Consider the following 20,104-nt stretch of genomic DNA (forward strand, 5'->3'; position numbering starts at 1 on the left):
TACCTTGAAACGCGGTAAAAATCGACAAAATTCTATGTTTTATACATTGTTTTTGGCGTTTATTAGCAGGTAATTGTTTCCTATATTTTCATTGTCTTTAACGTAATAACCTTGATATAAATAGAAAAGAGGCCTTTTACAGCCTCTCCGGAAATATATTTTACTGATATAATTTATACAGTGCTTGAGTTCCACTATTTTCCTGACCCTGTTGAGCCAGCTTTTCATAGGATTCCTTCGCTAATTTTAAGCCAGGAGTTAAAAGTCCCATTTCTTCCGCAGACTCAAGAGCAATCGTCATATCCTTAATAAAGTGCTTAATATAAAAACCTGGTTCAAAGTTCCCATGAATCATTTTAGGTGCTAAGTTACTCAATGACCAGCTGCCAGCCGCCCCTGTTTGAATCGTTTGTAACACCGTTTCAGCAGATAACCCTGCTTTTTCAGCATAGGCCACTGCTTCACAAACACCAATCATACCTGAAGCAATCGCGATTTGGTTGCACATTTTCGTATGCTGACCTGCGCCCGCTCCACCTTGTAGCATAATATTACTACCCATTTTTTCAAGGATTGGTAACACCGCTTGAAAGTCAGCCTCATCTCCACCAACCATAATCGCTAGTCTAGCTTCTTTTGCACCGATTTCACCACCAGAAACAGGAGCATCTAAGGCATGCATGTCACGTTTCTTTGCTTCCTCATGGATCGCCACTGCCAATGCTGGCTTAGACGTTGTCATATCAATGAAATATGTACCTTTTCTCGCGTGGTTCAGTAAGCCATTTGCCCCAAGGTAGACCTCTTCCACGTCATGAGGATAGCCAACAATCGTAATAATCACATCAGCAGTTTCTGCTACCTCTTTCACCGTATTTTTCCACTCGGCTCCAGCCTCAAGCAATGGCAACGCCTTCTCTTTGGTTCGATTGTAAACAACAACCTCATAGCCCGCGTTCATCAGGTGCGAAGCCATGTGGACCCCCATCACACCAACACCAATAAACCCAATCTTCTTCTCCATTCGTTCTCCTCCTCGACTATTTGATTTCATCTGGGTGAAGACCCGTTCGGAAGTCTTCATTTAAGCCAGAAATTAGCTTCATATCTTCTTGCGATATCTCAAAATCGAATATGTCCGCATTTTCTTTAATTCGCTTTACAGTCACAGACTTCGGAATGGTCACAACACCATTTTGTAAGTCCCAACGTAAGACAATCTGTGCCGGTGATTTCTGATATTTTTCTGCTAGCTCAACTAAGGTTGGATTGCCCAATATTTGACCTCTAGCTAACGGACTCCATGCCTCTAGTTGAATTTGTTGTTCCTTGCAGTAGCGAAGCAGTGGCTCTTGAGTCAGAAGTGGATGGTATTCAACCTGATTTACCATCGGCTTGACTTCACAGATTGAAAATACATCCTCTATGTGATGAATTTGAAAGTTACTTACGCCAATCGCTCGAACCAACCCATCTTTATAAAGCTTTTCAAGCGCTCGCCATGTATCTAAATACTTGCCAGGAACCGCCCAGTGAATCAGGTATAAGTCAATGTAGTCTAGCCCTAACTTTTTATAACTTTCATCAAAGGCACGCAGCGTCGACTCGTAGCCCTGATCTGGATTTTTGACCTTTGTCGTTACAAAGATTTCTTCTCTCGCGATCCCGCTGTTTCTTACTGCCTTACCCACACCAACCTCATTTTCGTAAAAGGCTGCCGTGTCAATGCTTCGATATCCCACCTCAAAAGCTGTATGTATGCTTTCTTCGACCTGCTGACCCTCTTCTACCTTATAAACGCCAAATCCTAACCACGGCATGTTTACGCCGTTATGTAGGACTGTTGTGTCTTGAATTGATTTCATACCTAACCTCCTCACTTTTCTTTATCGTACTGATTTGGAATTCTCCAGTCAATTTTTGACAATCCTTTTTCCTGTAAAAAATGGTTGGCTACCGAAAACGGTTGACTACCGAAGAAGCCGCGGTTTGCCGAAAACGGACTTGGGTGCGCGGACTCAAGGATCAGATGATGCGGCTCTGTAATCAGCGTACGTTTCTGCGCGGCATGTTTGCCCCATAGAATAAAGACGACTGGTTGTTCTCGCTCATTAAGTAAGGATATAATCTTATCGGTGAAGATCTCCCAACCAATTCCCTTGTGGGAATTTGGAGTTTTTTCTCTTACACTTAAGACCGTATTTAATAAGAGCACCCCTTGGTTTGCCCACGCTTGCAAATTCCCATGAGTAGGGATTGGATGACCTAAGTCTGCCTCTAACTCTTTATAGATGTTCTTTAAGCTTGGCGGTACTTTCACACCTTTTTGAACAGAAAAGCTCAACCCATGCGCTTGACCTGGGCCATGGTAAGGGTCCTGTCCTAGGATAACAACTTTCGTATTTTCATAAGAAGTAGAGCTTAGCGCATTAAAACGATCTTCTTGGTTTGGGTACACAGGACCTGCTTCGTTTTGTAAGATTTGTTCTATTTGTTTAAAGTACGGTTTTTCAAATTCTTCTTTTAGAAGTTGGAACCAATCATTTTTTATCATCACTAAATTCCTTTACTTTTTTTATGAATTTCATAATTCAATATTATCGCCATTACGATACTAAATGTAGTTGCGTTAAAACATTCGCAACTACATTTAGTTCAATATGGCTCGATTAAGGTAATTATGAAATTCATCTATTTGTTATCACTATTATACTGTTATGGTTATAGTAAGAGTAACGGAAAGTTTGGAGGTTTCAAAATGAAAGCAATAAACGTTGTTGGTGCCGTTATCCAGAACGAACAAGGCGAAATTTTGTGCGCCTTACGCTCTTCAACCATGTCGATGCCAAACCTATGGGAATTCCCTGGAGGTAAAATTAAAGAAGGCGAGGCTCCTGAAGAAGCTCTCGTGCGGGAAATTCAAGAAGAGCTGGGCTGCAGACTACAAGTCGGTGAGTTGGTTGCCAACATTGTACACGAGTATCCTACGATTAAAGTGAGGCTGCTTACCTACCACGCCAAGATTATTGAAGGTGAACCAAAAGCGCTAGAGCATGCGGAGCTGCGTTGGGTTAGCAAGGACCATTTAACCTCTATTGAGTGGGCTCCGGCAGATTTGCCAACGGTGGCGAGGGTAGTGGAGTAGCACCCAAAAGAGCTTAAATGATGACTAAGCTCTTCTCCTTTTTTACAAGTCTAGGCTCAAACTTAACCAAATGATTGAAAAAACACCTTATTTGATAGAATAATTAACCTAAATGATTGAATAGTCCCAGCAAATGATCGAATAAATCAACCAATTGATAGAATACTCCTTGCAAATGATCGTATAACTGAAAAGAAGAGCCTAGCCCCCAGGCTAAGCTCTTCTCCTTTTTGTAAGTTCTAGGCTTAAACTTAACCAAATGATTGAAAAACAACCTTATTTGATAGAATAACTTATCTAAATGATCGTATTAATTAGCCAATTGATAGAATAATTCCAGCAAATGATCGAATAACGATAATAAAAGAACTTAGCCACCAGGCTAAGCTCTTTTTTCTATCTTAAAACTGCATTTTTGCTTCTAAAAAGCTCTTTAATTCTGCAATTGCTACGCGAGTTTGTTCCATTGTGTCACGGTCACGTACTGTTACCATGTTGTCTTCTTGTGAGTCGAAGTCATACGTGATACAGAATGGTGTGCCGATCTCATCATGGCGACGGTAACGTTTCCCGATTGAGCCTGCTTCGTCGTAATCAACCATGAAGTGTTTTGCTAAATCAGCAAATACGGCATTGGCACCTTCAGATAATTTTTTCGATAACGGCAGTACTGCAGCTTTAAAAGGTGCTAATGCTGGGTGTAACTGCATTACTGTACGGCTTGTTCCGTCCTCTAACTCTTCTTCTTTATAAGCATCAATTAGGAACGCTAATGTTACACGGTCAGCACCTAGTGAAGGCTCAATGCAGTATGGAATGTAGCGCTCGTTTGTTTCTTGATCAAGGTAGTTGAAGTCTTCACCTGAGAACTCCATATGCTGCTTTAAGTCAAAATCAGTACGAGATGCAACACCCCAAAGCTCGCCCCAACCAAATGGGAACTTATATTCAAAGTCAGTAGTTGCATTACTGTAGTGAGATAACTCATCATCAGCATGATCACGCATACGTACATTTTCCTTTGACAAGCCAAGTCCAGATAACCATTTATCAGCTTCTTCTTTCCAGAAATCGAACCATTTTAGTTCTTCACCTGGCTTACAGAAAAACTCAAGCTCCATTTGTTCAAACTCACGAGTACGGAACGTGAAGTTTCCTGGTGTAATTTCATTACGGAAACTCTTCCCGATTTGACCAATACCAAACGGTAACTTTTTGCGCATCGTTCTTTGCACATTTTTAAAGTTTACAAAAATCCCTTGTGCTGTTTCAGGACGAAGGAAGATTTCATTTGTACTTGTTTCCGTTACCCCTTGGAAAGTTTTAAACATTAAGTTGAACTGACGAATTGACGTGTAATCCATCGCTCCACAATCAGGACAAGCAATGTTATGTTCGTGGATTAGCTCTTCCATTTTTTCAAAAGAAAGACCATCAACAACCATTTCAATTCCTTTAGCGTCTAACGCAATTTCAATGATCTTGTCAGCACGGTGTCTTGCTTTACATTTCTTACAGTCAATCATCGGGTCGTTAAAGTTGCCAATATGACCTGATGCTTCCCACGTACGAGGGTTCATCAAGATAGCTGCATCAAGACCAACATTATATGGCGACTCTTGAATAAATTTTTGCCACCAAGCTTTCTTCACATTGTTCTTAAGCTCAACACCTAGAGGACCGTAATCCCATGTGTTTGCTAATCCTCCGTAGATTTCAGACCCAGGGAAGATAAACCCGCGGTGCTTTGCATGTGATACGATTTGATCCATTGTTACCTTTGACATGTTACCCACTCCTTTTTTTAGTGGTGCCTGGCACCCTTCATGGACAATTTCTTTCATTTTTCCACTTCAGGCGGACACTCATAATAAAATCTATTGAAAAGCCGTTAAAGACTAAGAAGTAAATAAAAAACTCCCGTCCATAGGCTTCTCTAGCCTAGGGACGAGAGTTGTCTCCCGCGGTTCCACCCTAGTTGGTACACAATAAATGCATACCCACTTTATCAAAAAAACTCCAGACTGCCGTTTCATTAAATGTCTTCGCTAGGCTCTCACCACCCCTAGCTCGCTTGGGAAGATTGATTTAATTACTATATGTCTTTCAACGTCTCTTATTTAATTGGTTAATTTTGTTGTTTATCATACCAGATGTTACAACTATTCGTCAAACCTATTTTCGTTATAAATCAATGAAATTATACATATGTCACAAATTTTTACCTTACATAACCCACACGCCAATGTGAAAAATATAACCGAAGCCAAAACCAAAAGGAGATGACCAACAATGGGACGCGCACGCAAACAAAAAGCACGCGATAAAAACAAGCAAAGCTTACCGCAAACACCTCGTAAAGACATCGCAACTACTGACGATGATCTACAGTGGGCAAAAGAAATTGACGGAAAGTATGACGAGAGAGATTGATTTATTTATTCATCAGAGAACGTGTAATTCTGCACGTTCTCTTTTCTTGCTTTCCTACCTAGTCTAACCCTTGCTGATACTCTTCCCACTTTTCACATAGTCTTTCGTAAGTAATTTCACTTGTTTTGTCCACTTGCCAGTGCGCTCGCTGCATTTCTTTATGGGCACCAACACCTACTGCAAACATCTCAGCTTTTAAAATACCTGTTAGACCTGCTTCTCCATCTTCAATGGCGACACATTTTCTTCGATCTACACTAAGACCTTTTGCTGCTGCTATAAATATCTCAGGACTTGGCTTGCCATGTTTTATTTGTTTGATATCGACGATATAATCTAAATAATTTTCTATACCTAGCTTCTCTACCACAGTATGTGCATTCGAACTTGAAGATGCTAGTCCCGTTTTAATGTCATGTGTTTTTAACTCCTTTAGAAATTCAACCATTCCTGGAAGAAGGTCTTTAGCAGAAAGACTACCTAGTAACTCACGGTAATATAAGGACTTACGGTCTCCTATTTCATGGATTTCCTCTTGCGTGTAGAGATCTAGTTTACTCCCTAACATGATCTCGACTGTCTTATAGCGATTAAGTCCTTGAAGCCTCTGATTTAATTGCCGTTCATATGAAACGTTTAGTTCATCTGCCAGTCGTTTTCCAGCTATAAAATAGAGCTCAACAGTGTTTGCAATAACACCATCAAGGTCAAAAATCACTGCTTCTAGCTTCTTTACCATTCTAAATCCTCCCCTCACCTAAAAAGACCTCTAACCTAAGTCAGAGGACCTGTATTACACCAATCTTCTTCTTATTGAAGAACTCACGATATCAATAATTGTAACTGTCACAATAATAATGATCAACATCATTCCGACCGCTTCCCAGTTTCGCTGGTTAGAAGCCAGAATTAATGGGGCCCCAATCCCTCCAGCACCAACGATCCCTAGAACCGATGATGACCTGACGTCAATCTCATAGCGGTACAATGCATAGGATGAAAACTCCGGAATATCTTGAGGTAAAACCGCAAACCACATTACTTGAATACAGTTTGCACCTGTTGCTTTTAGTGCGTCAACCACATGCATATCAATTGACTCAATTACCTCGGAGTAGAGTTCCCTAACATCCGATCGCTAATACCCCGGCAAATGGACCCATTCCGACGGCAGAAACGAAGATAATCGCAAACATGATTTCCGAAAACGCTCGAATTGCGTTTAAAATCGATTTTCCTACGGCAGAAAAGTGTCCAGCCACATTATTTGCAGCTAAAAAGCCAACTGGAATAGCTAATATCGAACCAATTAAGGTACCAGCATAGGCAATTGCGACTGTTTCTAACATAAAGTCAAGATACATCGGAACTTGCGTTAACACCTTTTCTGTAAAGAATGGCTCCCAAAATAATCTTCTTAGAATTAACCAAGCTTGTCCTGGTCGTGCTCTTGAGGCAAGATCTGTTTGGGTAAAAGCAATGTAATAGAGAAATGCCATAAATAAGGTAATAAGGGTAAAACGGATCCAATATTTGGTTGTGTCTGGTCTTTGTACGATAATTGGACCATTACTCATTATACTAACCTCTTTCTTACATTCGTACTTACTACATCAATCACGGTAACCCCTACAAATGTTAAAAATATAATGGTGGATACGTTACCATAGTTAAATAAGGACAGCTGCTGTTTTAAAATTAAGCCGACGCCACCGGCACCAACAAATCCTAATACAACAGAAGCACGAACATTAATTTCAAGTACATATAAAGAATAAGAAACATACTGGGGCAAAATTTGTGGGATAGCACCGAACCAAATTATTTGAATAATATTTCCGCCTGTAGCTCGAATTGCTTCTAGTGGCCCAGGATCAATCGCCTCCACAGTCTCACTAATTAATTTTACAAGTATCCCTAATGAAAATAAGAACAACGCATTTACCCTTCTACAAGTCCTGTGTAATCTACTAGTACTTGTGCTTGGATATCTACCCCTAATACCTCGGAAAGACGTTCAGCTAACGGTTCAACTGTGTCTGCAATTTTGTCAGCGTCTTGAGACGGTACAAATCCCATGACTAAAGATGTAACTTCCTCTGCAGTTTCCGGTGCAGCATCTGTTCCTGGTGTTGTCTCTGGGGCCGGTTCTGCCGCTTGACCACAACCTGATAAGACAATAAATAAAGCAGTTAAAAATGCTTAATATTTTCTCTTCAACTTATTTTTACTTTCATTTCTGATTTTCCAGTTACTATTGGTAATAAAATACAGTAACTATGCAATGAAAAACTAAAGATAATTTATTAAATAGGTAAAGAAACATGTTATCCTTAAATTAACGGAATTCACTTTCCGATGCATGAAATTTAGGAGGCATTTATTTTTGAAAAAATGTTTTTTCTTCATTCCAATTGTAATTCTATTATTAAGTCCTATTATCTATTGGTTTATTTCTAGTAGTACCAGTCTGAACATCGTTATTATTGATAAGACAGTACCTGTTAAAGACTACCGAGAACATAACGGACTTACTTGGCTGTTAAATCACAAAAAAGTTATCAAAACGGATACGGGGGCAAGCTATGATGCTAGCCAGGATTATTATGGTTTCTTTCCTTTACCAAATAACAGCTATGAAATTCTCGAACTACCGTCTGACTTAGAAGATGTTGATTTGATATACATAGCTGATACTTATGGGGTATTCGAAGAAGAGTTTTATGGAGAAAACAGAGGGGAACGCTCCGAAAAGATTTATGGAGGAATTACAACTGAAGAAATATCAGTCATTCACCATTATCTAAAAACTCAAAATGCAACATTAGTTGCTGAATTTAATAGCTTTGCTAGCCCTACTTCTCCAGAGGCGAGAAACGCACTAACAAGCCTTTTATCGCTAGATTGGGATGGTTGGATTGGGCGATACATGGTAGAGCTTAATTCTAAATTGTCTGAGGAAGTCCCTCAATGGGCAATTGATCAATATGAGGCACAGTATAACCAAGCTTGGAATTTCTCTGGTGCTGGATATCTATTACTTCATGAAGATGAAAGAATTATTGTTCTTGAAGAAGATATTCATGTTGGTAAAGGAGGTATTAGCCTTGCATTTACAGAACAAGGACAAGCACTTTTCAATTTAAAAAGAAGTCCACGATATTATTACTGGTTTGATATTGTCACTCCTCACCATGAAGATGACATTTTGGCAAATTATCAATGGGATTTAACTGCCGCAGGAAAAGAACTACTTGATCGCTTCGAGGTACCGACTAGTTTTGCAGCAATTCTCCAATCTAGAAACCAAGGATTTACTTCTTATTATTTTGCTGGAGACTACGTTGATGTTGGTGAGGTACCTTCTTTCCATCAAATGAAGGGCTATGCAGCACTTCGAAAATGGCTTTCTTTAGATCGAAAAGGTGACACAAAAGCTTTCTATTGGAAAACGTATGTGCCAATCATGTCAAAAATATTAAGTTTAGAACAAGATAAAGTCGAACCTAGTAAAAAAGAAGTTTCTATCTATGAAGATGAACATGGCTTTTATATGTCAAAACTAAACGCAAACTCGTTTGAAGTGTATCAGGATGGACAGTGGAAAGAAATCCTTATCAAGGGAGTAAATATGGGGATGGCCAAGCCCGGGACATGGCCAGGAGAAGCTGCAATTACCGAGAACGAGTATTACCGCTGGTTCCAAATGATTGGTGAGATGAACGCTAACGCCATTCGGGTCTACACCCTCCACCCACCACACTTTTACAGAGCGTTGCAGCGGTATAACCAAGGTGCTGCAAATCCTCTATATCTATTCCATGGAGTTTGGATTGATGAAGAACCATTGGAAGAAACACTTGATGCTTTCTACCCTATGGAAGAATTTAAAAAAGAAATTACACATGTTATCGACGCCATCCACGGTAATATTCAAGTACCTGAACGGCCAGGACACGCAAGTGGAAATTACACGGCTGACGTCTCACCTTATGTGATCGGCTGGATCCTCGGGATTGAGTGGTATCCATTCATGGTGTTAAATACAAATGAAGTTTACGCTAACCTAGGCGATTTTGATGGCAAGCATGTTTTCACAAAAGGTGCAGAACCGTTCGAGAATTGGATAGCGAATATCTTTGACTTTACGATTGGTTACGAACTTGAGCATTATCACTGGCAACGTCCAATTAGTTTTACCAACTGGGTAACCACAGACTTATTAGAACACCCATCTGAGCCTACTCCTGATGAAGAAGACTTGGTTGGCATTGATCCGAATGTGATCTATTTGAAGGACCATATACAAACAGGACAATTCGCATCATACCATGCGTATCCTTATTATCCAGATTTTTTAAACTTTGACCCAGACTACTTAGCGTTTGTCGATCATCGTGGTGAAAGGAATAGCTATGCTGCATACCTTCAAGATCTACATGCAGCCCACCAAATGCCTGTATTGATTGCTGAGTTTGGTGTCCCAAGCTCACGTGGATTAACACACGAAAACCCTTTTGGTCAGAATCAAGGCTTTCTAAATGAGCAGGAGCAAGGTGACATTAATGCTCATCTCTTTGAAGATATTGTCCAAGAAAGAATGCTAGGCGGCCTCATATTCGCTTGGCAGGATGAGTGGTTTAAACGAACGTGGAACACAATGGATTTAGATAGTCCCTACCGCCGTCCATATTGGTCAGATGCTCAAACGAACGAGCAAAATTTTGGATTATTAAGCTTTGATACGTTAAAAATTCCAATGCGAGGTTCGAAAGATGATTGGACGGGCGAACCACTGTTTGAAAACGATAAAGCAGTATTTTTTGTAGACCACGATGAACGTTACCTTTATCTCCGTCTAGATATTGATCCTAGTTTGAATGCTAGAGTTTTGATAGACACGATTGAGGGCCAAGGAAACACAGAGGTCTCAGGAGTAACAACCGCTGGGGCTGGTATCGATTTTGTAGTAGAATTCAATGGGTTAGAGTCTACTAGAATAGTAGTTGATAGCTATTACGATATCTTCTATTACATGTATGGTGAAGGGCTCAATATGATTCCAAGGCTTGACTATCCTTCTCAGAAAAATAACGGTATCTTTCACCCGATTGAATATGTAATTAGCAAAAAAATGACGATCCCGACTACAGGAGAAATCATTCCATTCACATCATATGAAACAGGCCTGCTGCGTCACGGGACTGCTGATCCTGCATCTGACCAGTTTGACTCTTTATCCGATTTCTATATATCTGACGGGATGGTTGAATTCCGTATTCCATGGTTGTTACTTAATATAAAAGATCCTAGCTTAAAAGAAGTTTTTGGAGATATCTGGAGTAAGGGAATTGAAGCAAGTGAGTTTATTGATGGAATTCGATTTGCCGTTGTTGTTTCAGAACCAGACGGCAAGATTGTTAACTCATTCCCTGTGCTAAGAAATAACTCGCTAAATGCAACGGAGATGGCTAACTATACTTGGGACAACTGGGAAGTTCGTCCATATAGAGAACGCTTGAAAACATCTTATTATATTATGCAGCAATTATTTGAGCAGTATTAAGATAGCATGGGCCCAGTTGGGCTCATGCTTTTTTTGATTTAGTCTGTTTTCAGGGCGGCGCGGTGAAATGATCGAATAATTGACTCAAATGATAGAATAGCCCCTATGAATGCTCGAATAGTCCGTTGAAATGATCGAATAACTACTCCAATTGATCGAATAGCACGGCAAATGCATATTATACGCCTAAATATTAGCTCCTTCTCATGCAAAAATACCCCTTAACTAAGTTAAGGGGTACCTCTATTTATAATTATTGACTTGTTTTATTGCGATTGCGCTTTTTAAAGCTGCGCTCTGCGTTGTTTCTTGGTGGACGTCCTTCGCCTTCTTTACGAGGACGGCTACCGCCACCTCCACCGCCACCGCGGTTACGATCACGGTCTCGGTCTCTTCCTCCACCACTGCCGCCGCCACGGTAATTTCCACCGCCGCCGCCTTTTTTACCATCAAAGTGCGCTTTTTTCACACGAAGTGGCGCTTCACCTGTAATCTTAACAGGAGTAGTGTTTGGTTCTTTCACAAGCATCTTTAACGCTGCTGCAACAAGTGTTACAGAATCAATTTCTTCTAGTAACTGCTCAGCACTATTCTTGTATGCTAAATATTCTTTTTCTTCGACTGTTTCTAAAAGCTTATCGATCGTTAAACGTTGTTGTCCTTCAATTGCCTCAGCAAATGTTGGAACATTGATACGAGTAATTTTACGATTCGTCATTTTCTCAATTGACTTCAAGTGGTCAATCTCTCTTGGTGTAACAAACATAAGTGCTAAACCTGTTTTACCAGCACGACCTGTACGACCGATACGGTGAACATAGCTTTCAGGATCTTGAGGAATATCAAAGTTATAAACGTGAGTAACACCACTAACATCAATCCCACGAGCAGCTACGTCTGTTGCTACAAGCACTTCAATTGTTGACTCTTTAAACTTACGGATAACACTGTCACGTTTTGCTTGGTTTAAATCGCCATGGATCCCCTCAGCAATATACCCACGCTTAAGTAGCGCTTCTGAAAGCTCATCAACACGACGCTTTGTACGACCAAAGACAATCGCAAGTTCTGGCGTATGAATATCAAGCATACGACAAAGTGCATCGAACTTTTGCTTTTCTGCTAATTCCATATATTGTTGCTCAATGTTTTCAACTGTCATTTCTTTTGCTTTAACTGTAATAAATTCAGGCTCACGTAAGAATTTTTGCGCAAGTGCTTGAATACGTTTCGGCATCGTTGCTGAGAACAACAATGTTTGGCGAGATTCAGGAACCTCAGCTAAAATTGTTTCAATATCCTCAACAAAGCCCATATTTAACATTTCATCTGCTTCATCAAGAACAACGATGCTAATTGATTGTAAACGAATCGTTTTACGACGCATATGGTCCATAAAGCGTCCTGGTGTTGCTACAATAATTTGCGGGCGTTGCTTAAGGGCGCGCATTTGACGGCTAATATCTTGGCCACCGTAGATTGGTAAAGCTTTAACTCCCTTAAAGTTACCGATTTTATTTAGTTCTTCAGCGATCTGAACCGCTAATTCTCTTGTTGGTGTCAAAATAACTGACTGAATATCAGGATCATTCGTATTTGCTTTCTCAATTAACGGAATCCCAAATGCAGCTGTTTTCCCCGTTCCTGTTTGTGCTTGCCCAACTAAATCTTTTCCTGAGATTGCTGTTGGAATTGTTTGAGCTTGAATTGGTGTTGCCTCCTCAAACCCCATATCTGATATTGCGCGAATAATTTGTTGGTCTAAACCAAAGTCATTAAAAGTTGCCAAATTCATTTCTCCTTTAAAATTGTTTTTTTTATCCCTTCTGACGGGCGGTATAAGAGGTTGACTCCAGAAACTTAGCTGCTAAGTTAGCAGCTAAGTTTACTCGACTAGCTTTTTTATATGTTGGTTATAAAAATATAGTGCCCAACTTTTGAACACTTACCATCAGAGAATTTTCTCTGCAACAAGTCAACCCCATAACCGCCCATTAGAAACGATCGTTTCTAATTTGTTTGCATCAATTAAGTCATTCCCCATAATTACAATTTGTAACCATGAAATAGAAAAAACAATGCAACTTTCCTATCTTACTACTTTTTTACAATTAAATAAAGGATTATTTTCAGGATAAACTAATTTTGTTCATTATTTAGTAAAGGGAGTTGTTCAAATGGACTTACAAACTGGTAGATTTTATTGGCCAACAACGATTGGTCATCATCCTAATTATCCTCAACTAGAAGAAGACCTTACATGTGACGTTTTAATTATCGGTGGCGGTAGTTCAGGTGCCCAGTGCGCCTATTATTTATCGCAATACGATCTAGACGTAGTTGTTGTTGATAAGCGAGAAATTGGCTCAGGAAGTACTTCTGCAAATACAGCTTTAATTCAATATTCTGGTGACAAAATGTTTTTCGAGTTAGCCAACACTTTTGGCGAAGACCGCGCTGCACGACATCTTAAGATTTGTCAAAAAGCAATTGATGAAATTGAAAAATTAGCTAAAGATATTCCTATCGATTGCCATTTCACAAGAAGAGATAGTCTTTATTATGCTAGCTCACAAGATGATGTAAAGAAAATTGATCAAGAATATCAGCTTCTAAAAAAGCATGACTTTGATGTTGTTTATATGACGGAAGCGGAGCTTATAAAGCTATACCCTTTTCAAACTCCCGCAGCTATCTACTCCTATAACGATGCTGAATTAAATCCGCTAGCATTTACATACGGACTTTTAGAAAAAGCGAAGAGCAATGGAGTTAAGATTTTTTCAAACACTGAGGTAATTCGAAAAAAAGCTGAAGAAGATTATGTCCAATATTTTACGACGAGTCAAAAATTGATTAAGGCCAAAAAAGTAATCGTTGCTGCTGGCTATGAGGGTTTAGAGGTTAAAAAAGAAAAGAATGCTCTCATTACAAGTTCGTATGCCATCATCTCTAAGCCTGTTGAAGAATTCTGGCATAAGCGCACTTTAATTTGGGAAACTGCGCGCCCTTACTTTTATATGAGAACAACTCCAGACAATCGAATTATCTTCGGTGGCCTTGATGAGACAACAGAATTTGCTGACCGACGGAACTCCATGCTTTTACATAAGCGTGATTTGTTAGTAAAAGAATTTACTAAATTGTTCCCTAGTATTAAATTTGAACCTGAATTCTACTTGGCAGCTTTTTACGGCGGCACTCATGATGGTATGCCGATTTTGGGAATTTATGAAGATATCCCTAACAGTTATTTTCTCTATGGGTATGGGGATAACGGGACTGTATATAGTACAGTTCTTGCACAGATGATTAGTGAATTAATTGTTAAAGGTTCTCATCCGGATTTAGATTTATATATTCAAACAAGACCTACTCTTTCTAGTGTGATAAAATAACGTCAAAACAACGGAGAGGGTTTTGGTGTATGTTTGATTATCATGTACATTCATTATTTAGTGCTGATTCAAAAATGAAAATGGAAGATGCTTGCCAGGCTGCGATTTCTGCTGGTGTAAAAGAAATAGCATTTACTGAACATATTGATTACTTTTACCCAAATTGTGATTTAATCTTTGATTTTGATTATGCCGAGTATGGCAAGGCTGTTGATGAGGTAAGGTTACAGTTCCAGGATAAGCTTACCGTTCTAAAAGCGGTCGAAATTGGCATTCACCCTTTCAAGCATGTTGAAAATCAAGCATTTGCCAACGAAAACTTTTTCGACTTTATCATCGGTTCAGTTCATCTGGCTGACGATAAAGATTTACATAATGGCGACTACTTTGAAGGTAAGAGCTTGAATGAAGCGGTTGAGACGTATTTTTTAACAATTAATCAATATGTCAAAGAGTTTCATGATTTTAACGTCTTAGGTCATTTAACTTTGATTAAGCGTTACTTGCATTTTGTAAAATCTCATTGGACTGATGTTCGCTGGGCGAATTACTATGACATTATTGAAGATACGTTCAAGGCGTTAATTGACTCGGGCAGAGGCATTGAGGTCAATATGTCTGGCTTCCGGTACCGGATTGATTGCGCGTTGCCAGACCTGCCTTTTTTGAAGCTGTATAAGGAGACTGGCGGCGAGATTATTACCGTTGGGACAGACGCTCATAGCAAGCATTTTGTTGGAAAGCATTTAGATTTAGGGTATGAGCTACTCCAGAGTGCAGGATTTAAGTATGTGACGACTTTTCGAGAGCGTAAGCCGAGGTTTGTTCAATTAAAATAAAACAAGGGGCTGACAATGGTGTCGGCCCCTCATTTCTTTATGCCTGAATTTCAATTTGTTGCTCTGGGTTATTGTAAATGTCAGTATCAATTTCACCAGTTACTTTACTTGTTACAAGCCCCGCTGTCATACTTCCGCTAACATTTAAAGCGGTACGCCCCATATCAATGAGTGGTTCAACAGAGATTAAAAGCCCCGCTAGAGCAATTGGTAAATCGAGGGCTGATAGAACGAGAAGTGCTGCAAATGTGGCTCCTCCACCAACACCAGCTACACCGAAAGAGCTAATCGCAACAATTGCTAGTAACATCGCCAAGAAACCAGGATCTAAAGGATTTATTCCTACTGTTGGCGCAATAATAACTGCTAACATCGCCGGATAAACCCCTGCACAACCATTTTGTCCGATTGATAGCCCGAACGAGCCTGCAAAGTTGGCAATACCATCTGATACACCTAATTTCTTTTGAGTAGCAATATTCATTGGTAGCGCCCCAGCACTTGTACGCGATGTAAAGGCGAACGCTAACACCGGAAATGCTTTTTTCATATAAGTTATTGGGTTTAAACCAACACCCATAAGGATTAATAAATGAATGATAAATACAATTGCTAGGGCAACATATGAAGCAATAACGAATTTTCCTAGATTGTAGATTGCATTTAAATCACTGGTCGCCACTGTTCGTGTCATAATTGCCAACACCCCATACGGAGTTAAACGAAGAATCAGTGTGACAACACGCATGACAATCGCATAGACACTGTCCATAATCTTTTTGAACATTTCGGCTTGCTCTGGTTCTTTTCTACTTACTCCTAGATACCCAATTCCCAAAAATACTGCAAAGATTACAACAGCAATAGTAGATGTTGCTCTAGCACCCGTAAAGTCTAAAAATGGGTTTCGCGGTAGTAATTCAAGGATTTGGTTCGGTAATGTTTTTCCTTCAAGATTACTACTATAAGCGTTTGTTAATGAGTCGCCTCGAGAAAGTTCCGCATCACCTTGTTCAATTTGAATTGCTTCCAAATTAAAGGTAATCGTCGTTCCAATCCCAACTGCAGCGGAAATTACCGTTGTCGCAATTAACATTCCGATAATTAATAAGCTAATCTTCCCTAAATTTTTCGCGAGCTTCATTTTTGTAAAAGCAGCTAGGATCGACACAAAAATTAATGGCATCACAATCATTTGTAAAAACCGAATATAACTCGTGCCAACTAATCCAAACCAATCCATTGAGGTTTTAATAATTTCAGATTTGGGATCATAAACAAACTGTAAAATAAGACCAAAGATAATTCCGATCCCAAGTGCTGCAAATACTCGTTTTGAAAATGAGACATGCTTCTTCTGCATGACATACAGACCAGAAATAACTAATAATAAAATTGCAATGTTTAAGAGAACTAATAGCGTTGTCATTTCTAAACCCCCTCCATAATTTGTATTTATTTACAATACTATACACCTACAATCCCTATCAGTCAACTACGAATTATAAGGGAGATAATATACTAGATATTACGGGTGATAGATTACTTTTATGTCAGTGCATGTGAAATTTTACTTAGAACTTGTTTTATTCACTTAGAATTAATCTTGTTCACGTCGAAGTTTTCACTGAAATAGATTTTTTGGCTTCAGTTCATGTGAAATTTTTGGTTATTCTATCAAATGAGCAACTTTTTCGATCAATAAAAGAGGTTATCCGATCAATTGAAAAGATTTTTCTATCAATTCAACCATTTATTCGATCATATCAACTCATTATTCGATCATTTACCTAAAAAAGGCCACCCACATATATGTGGGCAGCCTCAACTTCTACAGTTTGAATGAGCTCTTCAACGATACAATCCGGTTAAAAACTAAATTTTCATTCGTCGATAACTTTGGATCTACATTAAAATAACCATGACGGAAGAACTGGTACTTATCATGCCCTTTAGCCTCAGCCATGTTTTCTTCCACAAACCCGCTTAATACTTCGACGGACTTCGGATTTACTTTTTCAAGGAAGTTCTTATCTTCACCTTCGTCTCCAGCGTCGTCTAAGATTAGTGGCTCATAAAGCCTAAATTCAGCAGCCTTCGCATGGGTAGCTTCTACCCAGTGTAACGTTCCTTTTACTTTACGACCAGTAAAACCAGTTCCACTCTTTGTTTCAGGATCGTACGTACAACGAAGCTCAACAACGTTTCCACTTTCGTCCTTAACAACTTCTTCACATTTGATAAAATAAGCATGCTTTAAGCGAACTTCATTTCCTGGGAATAGTCTAAAGTACTTACTTGGCGGATCTTCCATAAAGTCATCTTGCTCAATATAAATTTCACGTGAAAATGGGATTTTACGTGTTCCCATTTCTTCGTTTTCTGGATTAATCTCAGCATCTAACCACTCTACTTCGCCCTCTGGATAGTTCGTTATGACAACCTTTAGTGGCTCTAATACGGCCATTGTACGCGGGGCTTTCAGCTTCAAATCTTCACGAATAAAGTGCTCCAACATTTGCTCATCAACAGTACTGAAGGCACGAGAAACTCCGATTTCACGACAGAAATTACGAATAGCTTCTGGTGTATACCCTTTTCTACGTAAGCCAGAGATTGTCGGCATACGTGGGTCGTCCCAGCCGTCCACAATATTTTCATCGACAAACATTTTCAGTTTGCGCTTACTCATCACTGTATTTGTTAGGTTCAAGCGAGCAAATTCATACTGCCTTGGCGTTGCATCCATTTCACACTGCTCAACTACCCAGTCATAAAATGGGCGTTGGTCTTCAAACTCCAAGGTACAAATTGAATGAGTTACCCCTTCAATCGCATCCTCTAAAGGATGAGCAAATGTGTACATTGGGTAAATGCACCATTTGTCACCTGTATTGTGATGTGTTGCATGGGATATGCGATAAATTACTGGGTCACGTAGGTTGATGTTCGGTGAAGCCATATCTATTTTCGCACGAAGAACCTTCTCACCATTCTGAAACTCTCGATTTTTCATACGCTCAAATAAATCAAGATTTTCTTCAACAGAACGACTTCTTGACGGACTTTCTTTGCCTGGCTCTGTTAACGTTCCACGGTAGGCACGAATTTCTTCTTGAGACATATCTTCAACATATGCTAATCCTTTTTTGATCAAAAGAACTGCTTTTTCATACATCGTGTCAAAGTAGTCAGACGCAAAGAATAGGCCATCCCAATCAAATCCTAGCCACTTTACATCTTCTTTAATAGACTCAACAAACTCTACATCTTCCTTCACCGGATTTGTGTCGTCAAAACGTAGGTTTGTTCTCCCTTTAAACTCATCTGCTAATTCAAAATTAAGTACAATCGACTTTGCATGTCCAATATGTAAGTATCCGTTCGGTTCTGGTGGAAAGCGGGTGACAATTTCATCGTACTTTCCAGCTTTTAAGTCTTCGACAACAATATGTTTAATAAAGTTTGAACTGCTCGTTTTATTCTCCATAATACATACCAACCTTTCTCCAGTCTAATGAATTTCATTATTTTTTAGGTGATTTTGAAATTCATTCGGTCTCTAAATAATAATTTAAGTTATATCATAAATTAGCAAATATATCTATGTCTGTAGTGTATCTGAGTCAGGAACAGAATAAACCCGGTTTATGAATATTTAGGAACGGTTATTTATAAAGGAACGGATCAACCTATTTATTAGGTCAGATCTGACCAAATCATTCATATTAGGAGTGATCGTCTATGCCAATATTAGAAATTAGCGTCGTCCCAGTAGGGTCAAGTACGCCAAGCTTTAGTAGTAATGTTTCACAAGCTGTAAACATTATTAAGGAGCGCGGCCTTAATTACCAAGTAACTCCAACCGCTACGGTTATTGAAGGTAGCTTAGATGAAATCATGGATTGCGCTAAGCAAATCCACCAAAACGAAATTCAAAATGGAACACAACGCGTTGTAACAAATATTTCTATTGATGACCGAATTGATAAGCCGATGTCATTAGAGCATCAAGTTGAGGTTGTTGATCAATAAGAATCAAAAGCTGCTTACCTCTATAGGTTTGCAGCTTTTGTTACGTTTCCTCTAAATAATCTCTAGTTATGATTATTGCATTATAATTTGCGCCAATAGCTTGTAAGATTGCTCCCAAGGTTGTAATAGGGACACCTTCCCTTTCCCTATCTTTTATTAGCAAAACAGCTCCGATTGCTTCTAAGCCTGCTCCTAAACTTTGTATAGCATTACCTACGGCGAGTTGTTCTTCACCAGCTAAATAGTCAGCAACTGCGCTTAACGATGCACCCTTCGATTGTAATATATACCCCAAAAATTCGATCCGAAGGTTATCTTTTTCTTCCCCAAGACCAATGAATTCCCTATATGCACCTAATGACGCTGTAGCCCCCCCAGCACCATCAATCCAGTTACCAGCAAACGCTAGAGGCTCATCTTCTCTCGCTGTACCAATTAGAAACGGACCGGCCCCTTGTAAACCATCACCAATGGCAACAAGTAGCTTATTTATGTCATTTAAACCTAGTAACTCCCTTGTTTCACCTATTGCAGAGATAATTGTACCAATCGCATCTAACCAGGTACCTATTAGTATCTTCTCACGGTCTGACAGTCCTACTGCTGAGATTAACTCCTCATAATTTTCCAACGTGGCCTCACCAATCCTTAATTAAAAACACTACTACTTTAAATATATTCATTAGAA

General features: G+C 39.4%; 19 protein-coding genes and 1 other annotated feature. Of the genes, 6 read left to right on the top strand and 13 right to left on the bottom strand.

Annotated features, from left to right (window positions below; translation table 11 throughout):
• Positions 1-160: 160 nt before the first annotated feature.
• The 3 genes from DS745_RS05445 to DS745_RS05455 are packed head-to-tail and all read right to left on the bottom strand — an operon-like array spanning position 161 to position 2,554.
• Positions 161-1,024, bottom strand: a complete 864-nt coding sequence (locus DS745_RS05445; RefSeq protein WP_241657722.1) for an NAD(P)-dependent oxidoreductase — start codon at positions 1,022-1,024, stop codon at positions 161-163.
• A gap of 16 nt (positions 1,025-1,040) precedes the next feature.
• Positions 1,041-1,865: an aldo/keto reductase gene (locus DS745_RS05450; protein WP_129077273.1), complete on the bottom strand. Its 825-nt coding sequence runs from the start codon at positions 1,863-1,865 to the stop codon at positions 1,041-1,043.
• A gap of 11 nt (positions 1,866-1,876) precedes the next feature.
• Entirely contained in the window at positions 1,877-2,554 is a 678-nt protein-coding gene (locus tag DS745_RS05455; RefSeq protein WP_129077274.1) for a uracil-DNA glycosylase, read from the bottom strand.
• Between the two features lie 204 nt (positions 2,555-2,758).
• Between DS745_RS05455 and mutT the strand changes: the two genes are divergently transcribed.
• Positions 2,759-3,145 (top strand): 8-oxo-dGTP diphosphatase MutT, encoded by a 387-nt coding sequence (gene mutT / locus DS745_RS05460; protein ID WP_129077275.1) that lies wholly within the window; start codon positions 2,759-2,761, stop codon positions 3,143-3,145.
• Positions 3,146-3,546: 401 nt separating this feature from the next.
• Here mutT and DS745_RS05465 read toward each other — a convergent pair whose 3' ends face one another.
• Positions 3,547-4,932, bottom strand: a complete 1,386-nt coding sequence (locus DS745_RS05465) for a glycine--tRNA ligase (RefSeq protein WP_129077276.1) — start codon at positions 4,930-4,932, stop codon at positions 3,547-3,549.
• 153 nt (positions 4,933-5,085) lie between these two features.
• Positions 5,086-5,264: a binding site (T-box leader), on the bottom strand.
• A gap of 173 nt (positions 5,265-5,437) precedes the next feature.
• Between DS745_RS05465 and DS745_RS05470 the strand changes: the two genes are divergently transcribed.
• Positions 5,438-5,578, top strand: a complete 141-nt coding sequence (locus DS745_RS05470) for a YfhD family protein (protein WP_129077277.1) — start codon at positions 5,438-5,440, stop codon at positions 5,576-5,578.
• Between the two features lie 58 nt (positions 5,579-5,636).
• Here DS745_RS05470 and pgmB read toward each other — a convergent pair whose 3' ends face one another.
• From pgmB to DS745_RS05490, 5 genes are read right to left on the bottom strand one after another with little or no spacing between them, the layout of a single operon-like run.
• Complete coding sequence (pgmB, locus tag DS745_RS05475; RefSeq protein ID WP_129077278.1) at positions 5,637-6,317, bottom strand: beta-phosphoglucomutase; 681 nt, start codon at positions 6,315-6,317, stop codon at positions 5,637-5,639.
• A gap of 54 nt (positions 6,318-6,371) precedes the next feature.
• Entirely contained in the window at positions 6,372-6,668 is a 297-nt protein-coding gene (locus DS745_RS25090) for an ABC transporter permease subunit (RefSeq protein WP_241657723.1), read from the bottom strand.
• 34 nt (positions 6,669-6,702) lie between these two features.
• Positions 6,703-7,155: a PhnE/PtxC family ABC transporter permease gene (locus DS745_RS25095; RefSeq protein ID WP_241657724.1), complete on the bottom strand. Its 453-nt coding sequence runs from the start codon at positions 7,153-7,155 to the stop codon at positions 6,703-6,705.
• Positions 7,155-7,514 (bottom strand): PhnE/PtxC family ABC transporter permease, encoded by a 360-nt coding sequence (locus DS745_RS05485; RefSeq protein ID WP_241657725.1) that lies wholly within the window; start codon positions 7,512-7,514, stop codon positions 7,155-7,157. The genes DS745_RS25095 and DS745_RS05485 overlap by 1 nt, the downstream gene beginning before the upstream one ends.
• A 5-nt stretch (positions 7,515-7,519) precedes the next feature.
• A complete protein-coding gene (locus DS745_RS05490; protein WP_129077280.1) occupies positions 7,520-7,657 on the bottom strand; it encodes a PhnD/SsuA/transferrin family substrate-binding protein in 138 nt (45 codons plus the stop codon).
• A 307-nt stretch (positions 7,658-7,964) separates the two neighbouring features.
• Here DS745_RS05490 and DS745_RS05495 point away from each other — a divergent pair, with 307 nt between their 5' ends.
• Entirely contained in the window at positions 7,965-11,144 is a 3,180-nt protein-coding gene (locus tag DS745_RS05495) for a hypothetical protein (RefSeq protein WP_129077281.1), read from the top strand.
• Between the two features lie 253 nt (positions 11,145-11,397).
• On the opposite strand, the gene cshA is transcribed toward DS745_RS05495, so the two are convergent.
• Positions 11,398-12,933 (bottom strand): degradosome RNA helicase CshA, encoded by a 1,536-nt coding sequence (cshA, locus tag DS745_RS05500; RefSeq protein WP_129077282.1) that lies wholly within the window; start codon positions 12,931-12,933, stop codon positions 11,398-11,400.
• A gap of 388 nt (positions 12,934-13,321) precedes the next feature.
• Between cshA and DS745_RS05505 the strand changes: the two genes are divergently transcribed.
• Both DS745_RS05505 and DS745_RS05510 read left to right on the top strand, forming a co-directional pair.
• Positions 13,322-14,542 (top strand): NAD(P)/FAD-dependent oxidoreductase, encoded by a 1,221-nt coding sequence (locus DS745_RS05505; RefSeq protein ID WP_129077283.1) that lies wholly within the window; start codon positions 13,322-13,324, stop codon positions 14,540-14,542.
• 29 nt (positions 14,543-14,571) lie between these two features.
• Positions 14,572-15,381: a histidinol-phosphatase HisJ family protein gene (locus tag DS745_RS05510; RefSeq protein WP_129077284.1), complete on the top strand. Its 810-nt coding sequence runs from the start codon at positions 14,572-14,574 to the stop codon at positions 15,379-15,381.
• A 37-nt stretch (positions 15,382-15,418) separates the two neighbouring features.
• Here the strand turns inward: DS745_RS05510 and DS745_RS05515 are convergent, their stop codons facing one another.
• Positions 15,419-16,810 carry an L-cystine transporter gene (locus tag DS745_RS05515; RefSeq protein WP_129077285.1) on the bottom strand — a complete coding sequence of 464 codons (1,392 nt, stop codon included), beginning with the start codon at positions 16,808-16,810 and terminating at the stop codon, positions 15,419-15,421.
• A 402-nt stretch (positions 16,811-17,212) separates the two neighbouring features.
• Positions 17,213-18,871 carry a glutamine--tRNA ligase/YqeY domain fusion protein gene (locus DS745_RS05520; protein WP_129077286.1) on the bottom strand — a complete coding sequence of 553 codons (1,659 nt, stop codon included), beginning with the start codon at positions 18,869-18,871 and terminating at the stop codon, positions 17,213-17,215.
• A 254-nt stretch (positions 18,872-19,125) separates the two neighbouring features.
• Between DS745_RS05520 and DS745_RS05525 the strand changes: the two genes are divergently transcribed.
• Entirely contained in the window at positions 19,126-19,416 is a 291-nt protein-coding gene (locus tag DS745_RS05525; protein WP_129077287.1) for an MTH1187 family thiamine-binding protein, read from the top strand.
• Positions 19,417-19,456: 40 nt separating this feature from the next.
• On the opposite strand, the gene DS745_RS05530 is transcribed toward DS745_RS05525, so the two are convergent.
• On the bottom strand, positions 19,457-20,047 hold the full coding sequence (locus DS745_RS05530; RefSeq protein WP_129077288.1) for a DUF6944 family repetitive protein: 591 nt from the start codon (positions 20,045-20,047) through the stop codon (positions 19,457-19,459).
• Between the last annotated feature and the right edge of the window lie 57 nt (positions 20,048-20,104).

Origin of the sequence: Anaerobacillus alkaliphilus, from assembly GCF_004116265.1 — a bacterium.
Taxonomy (GTDB): domain Bacteria; phylum Bacillota; class Bacilli; order Bacillales; family Anaerobacillaceae; genus Anaerobacillus; species Anaerobacillus alkaliphilus.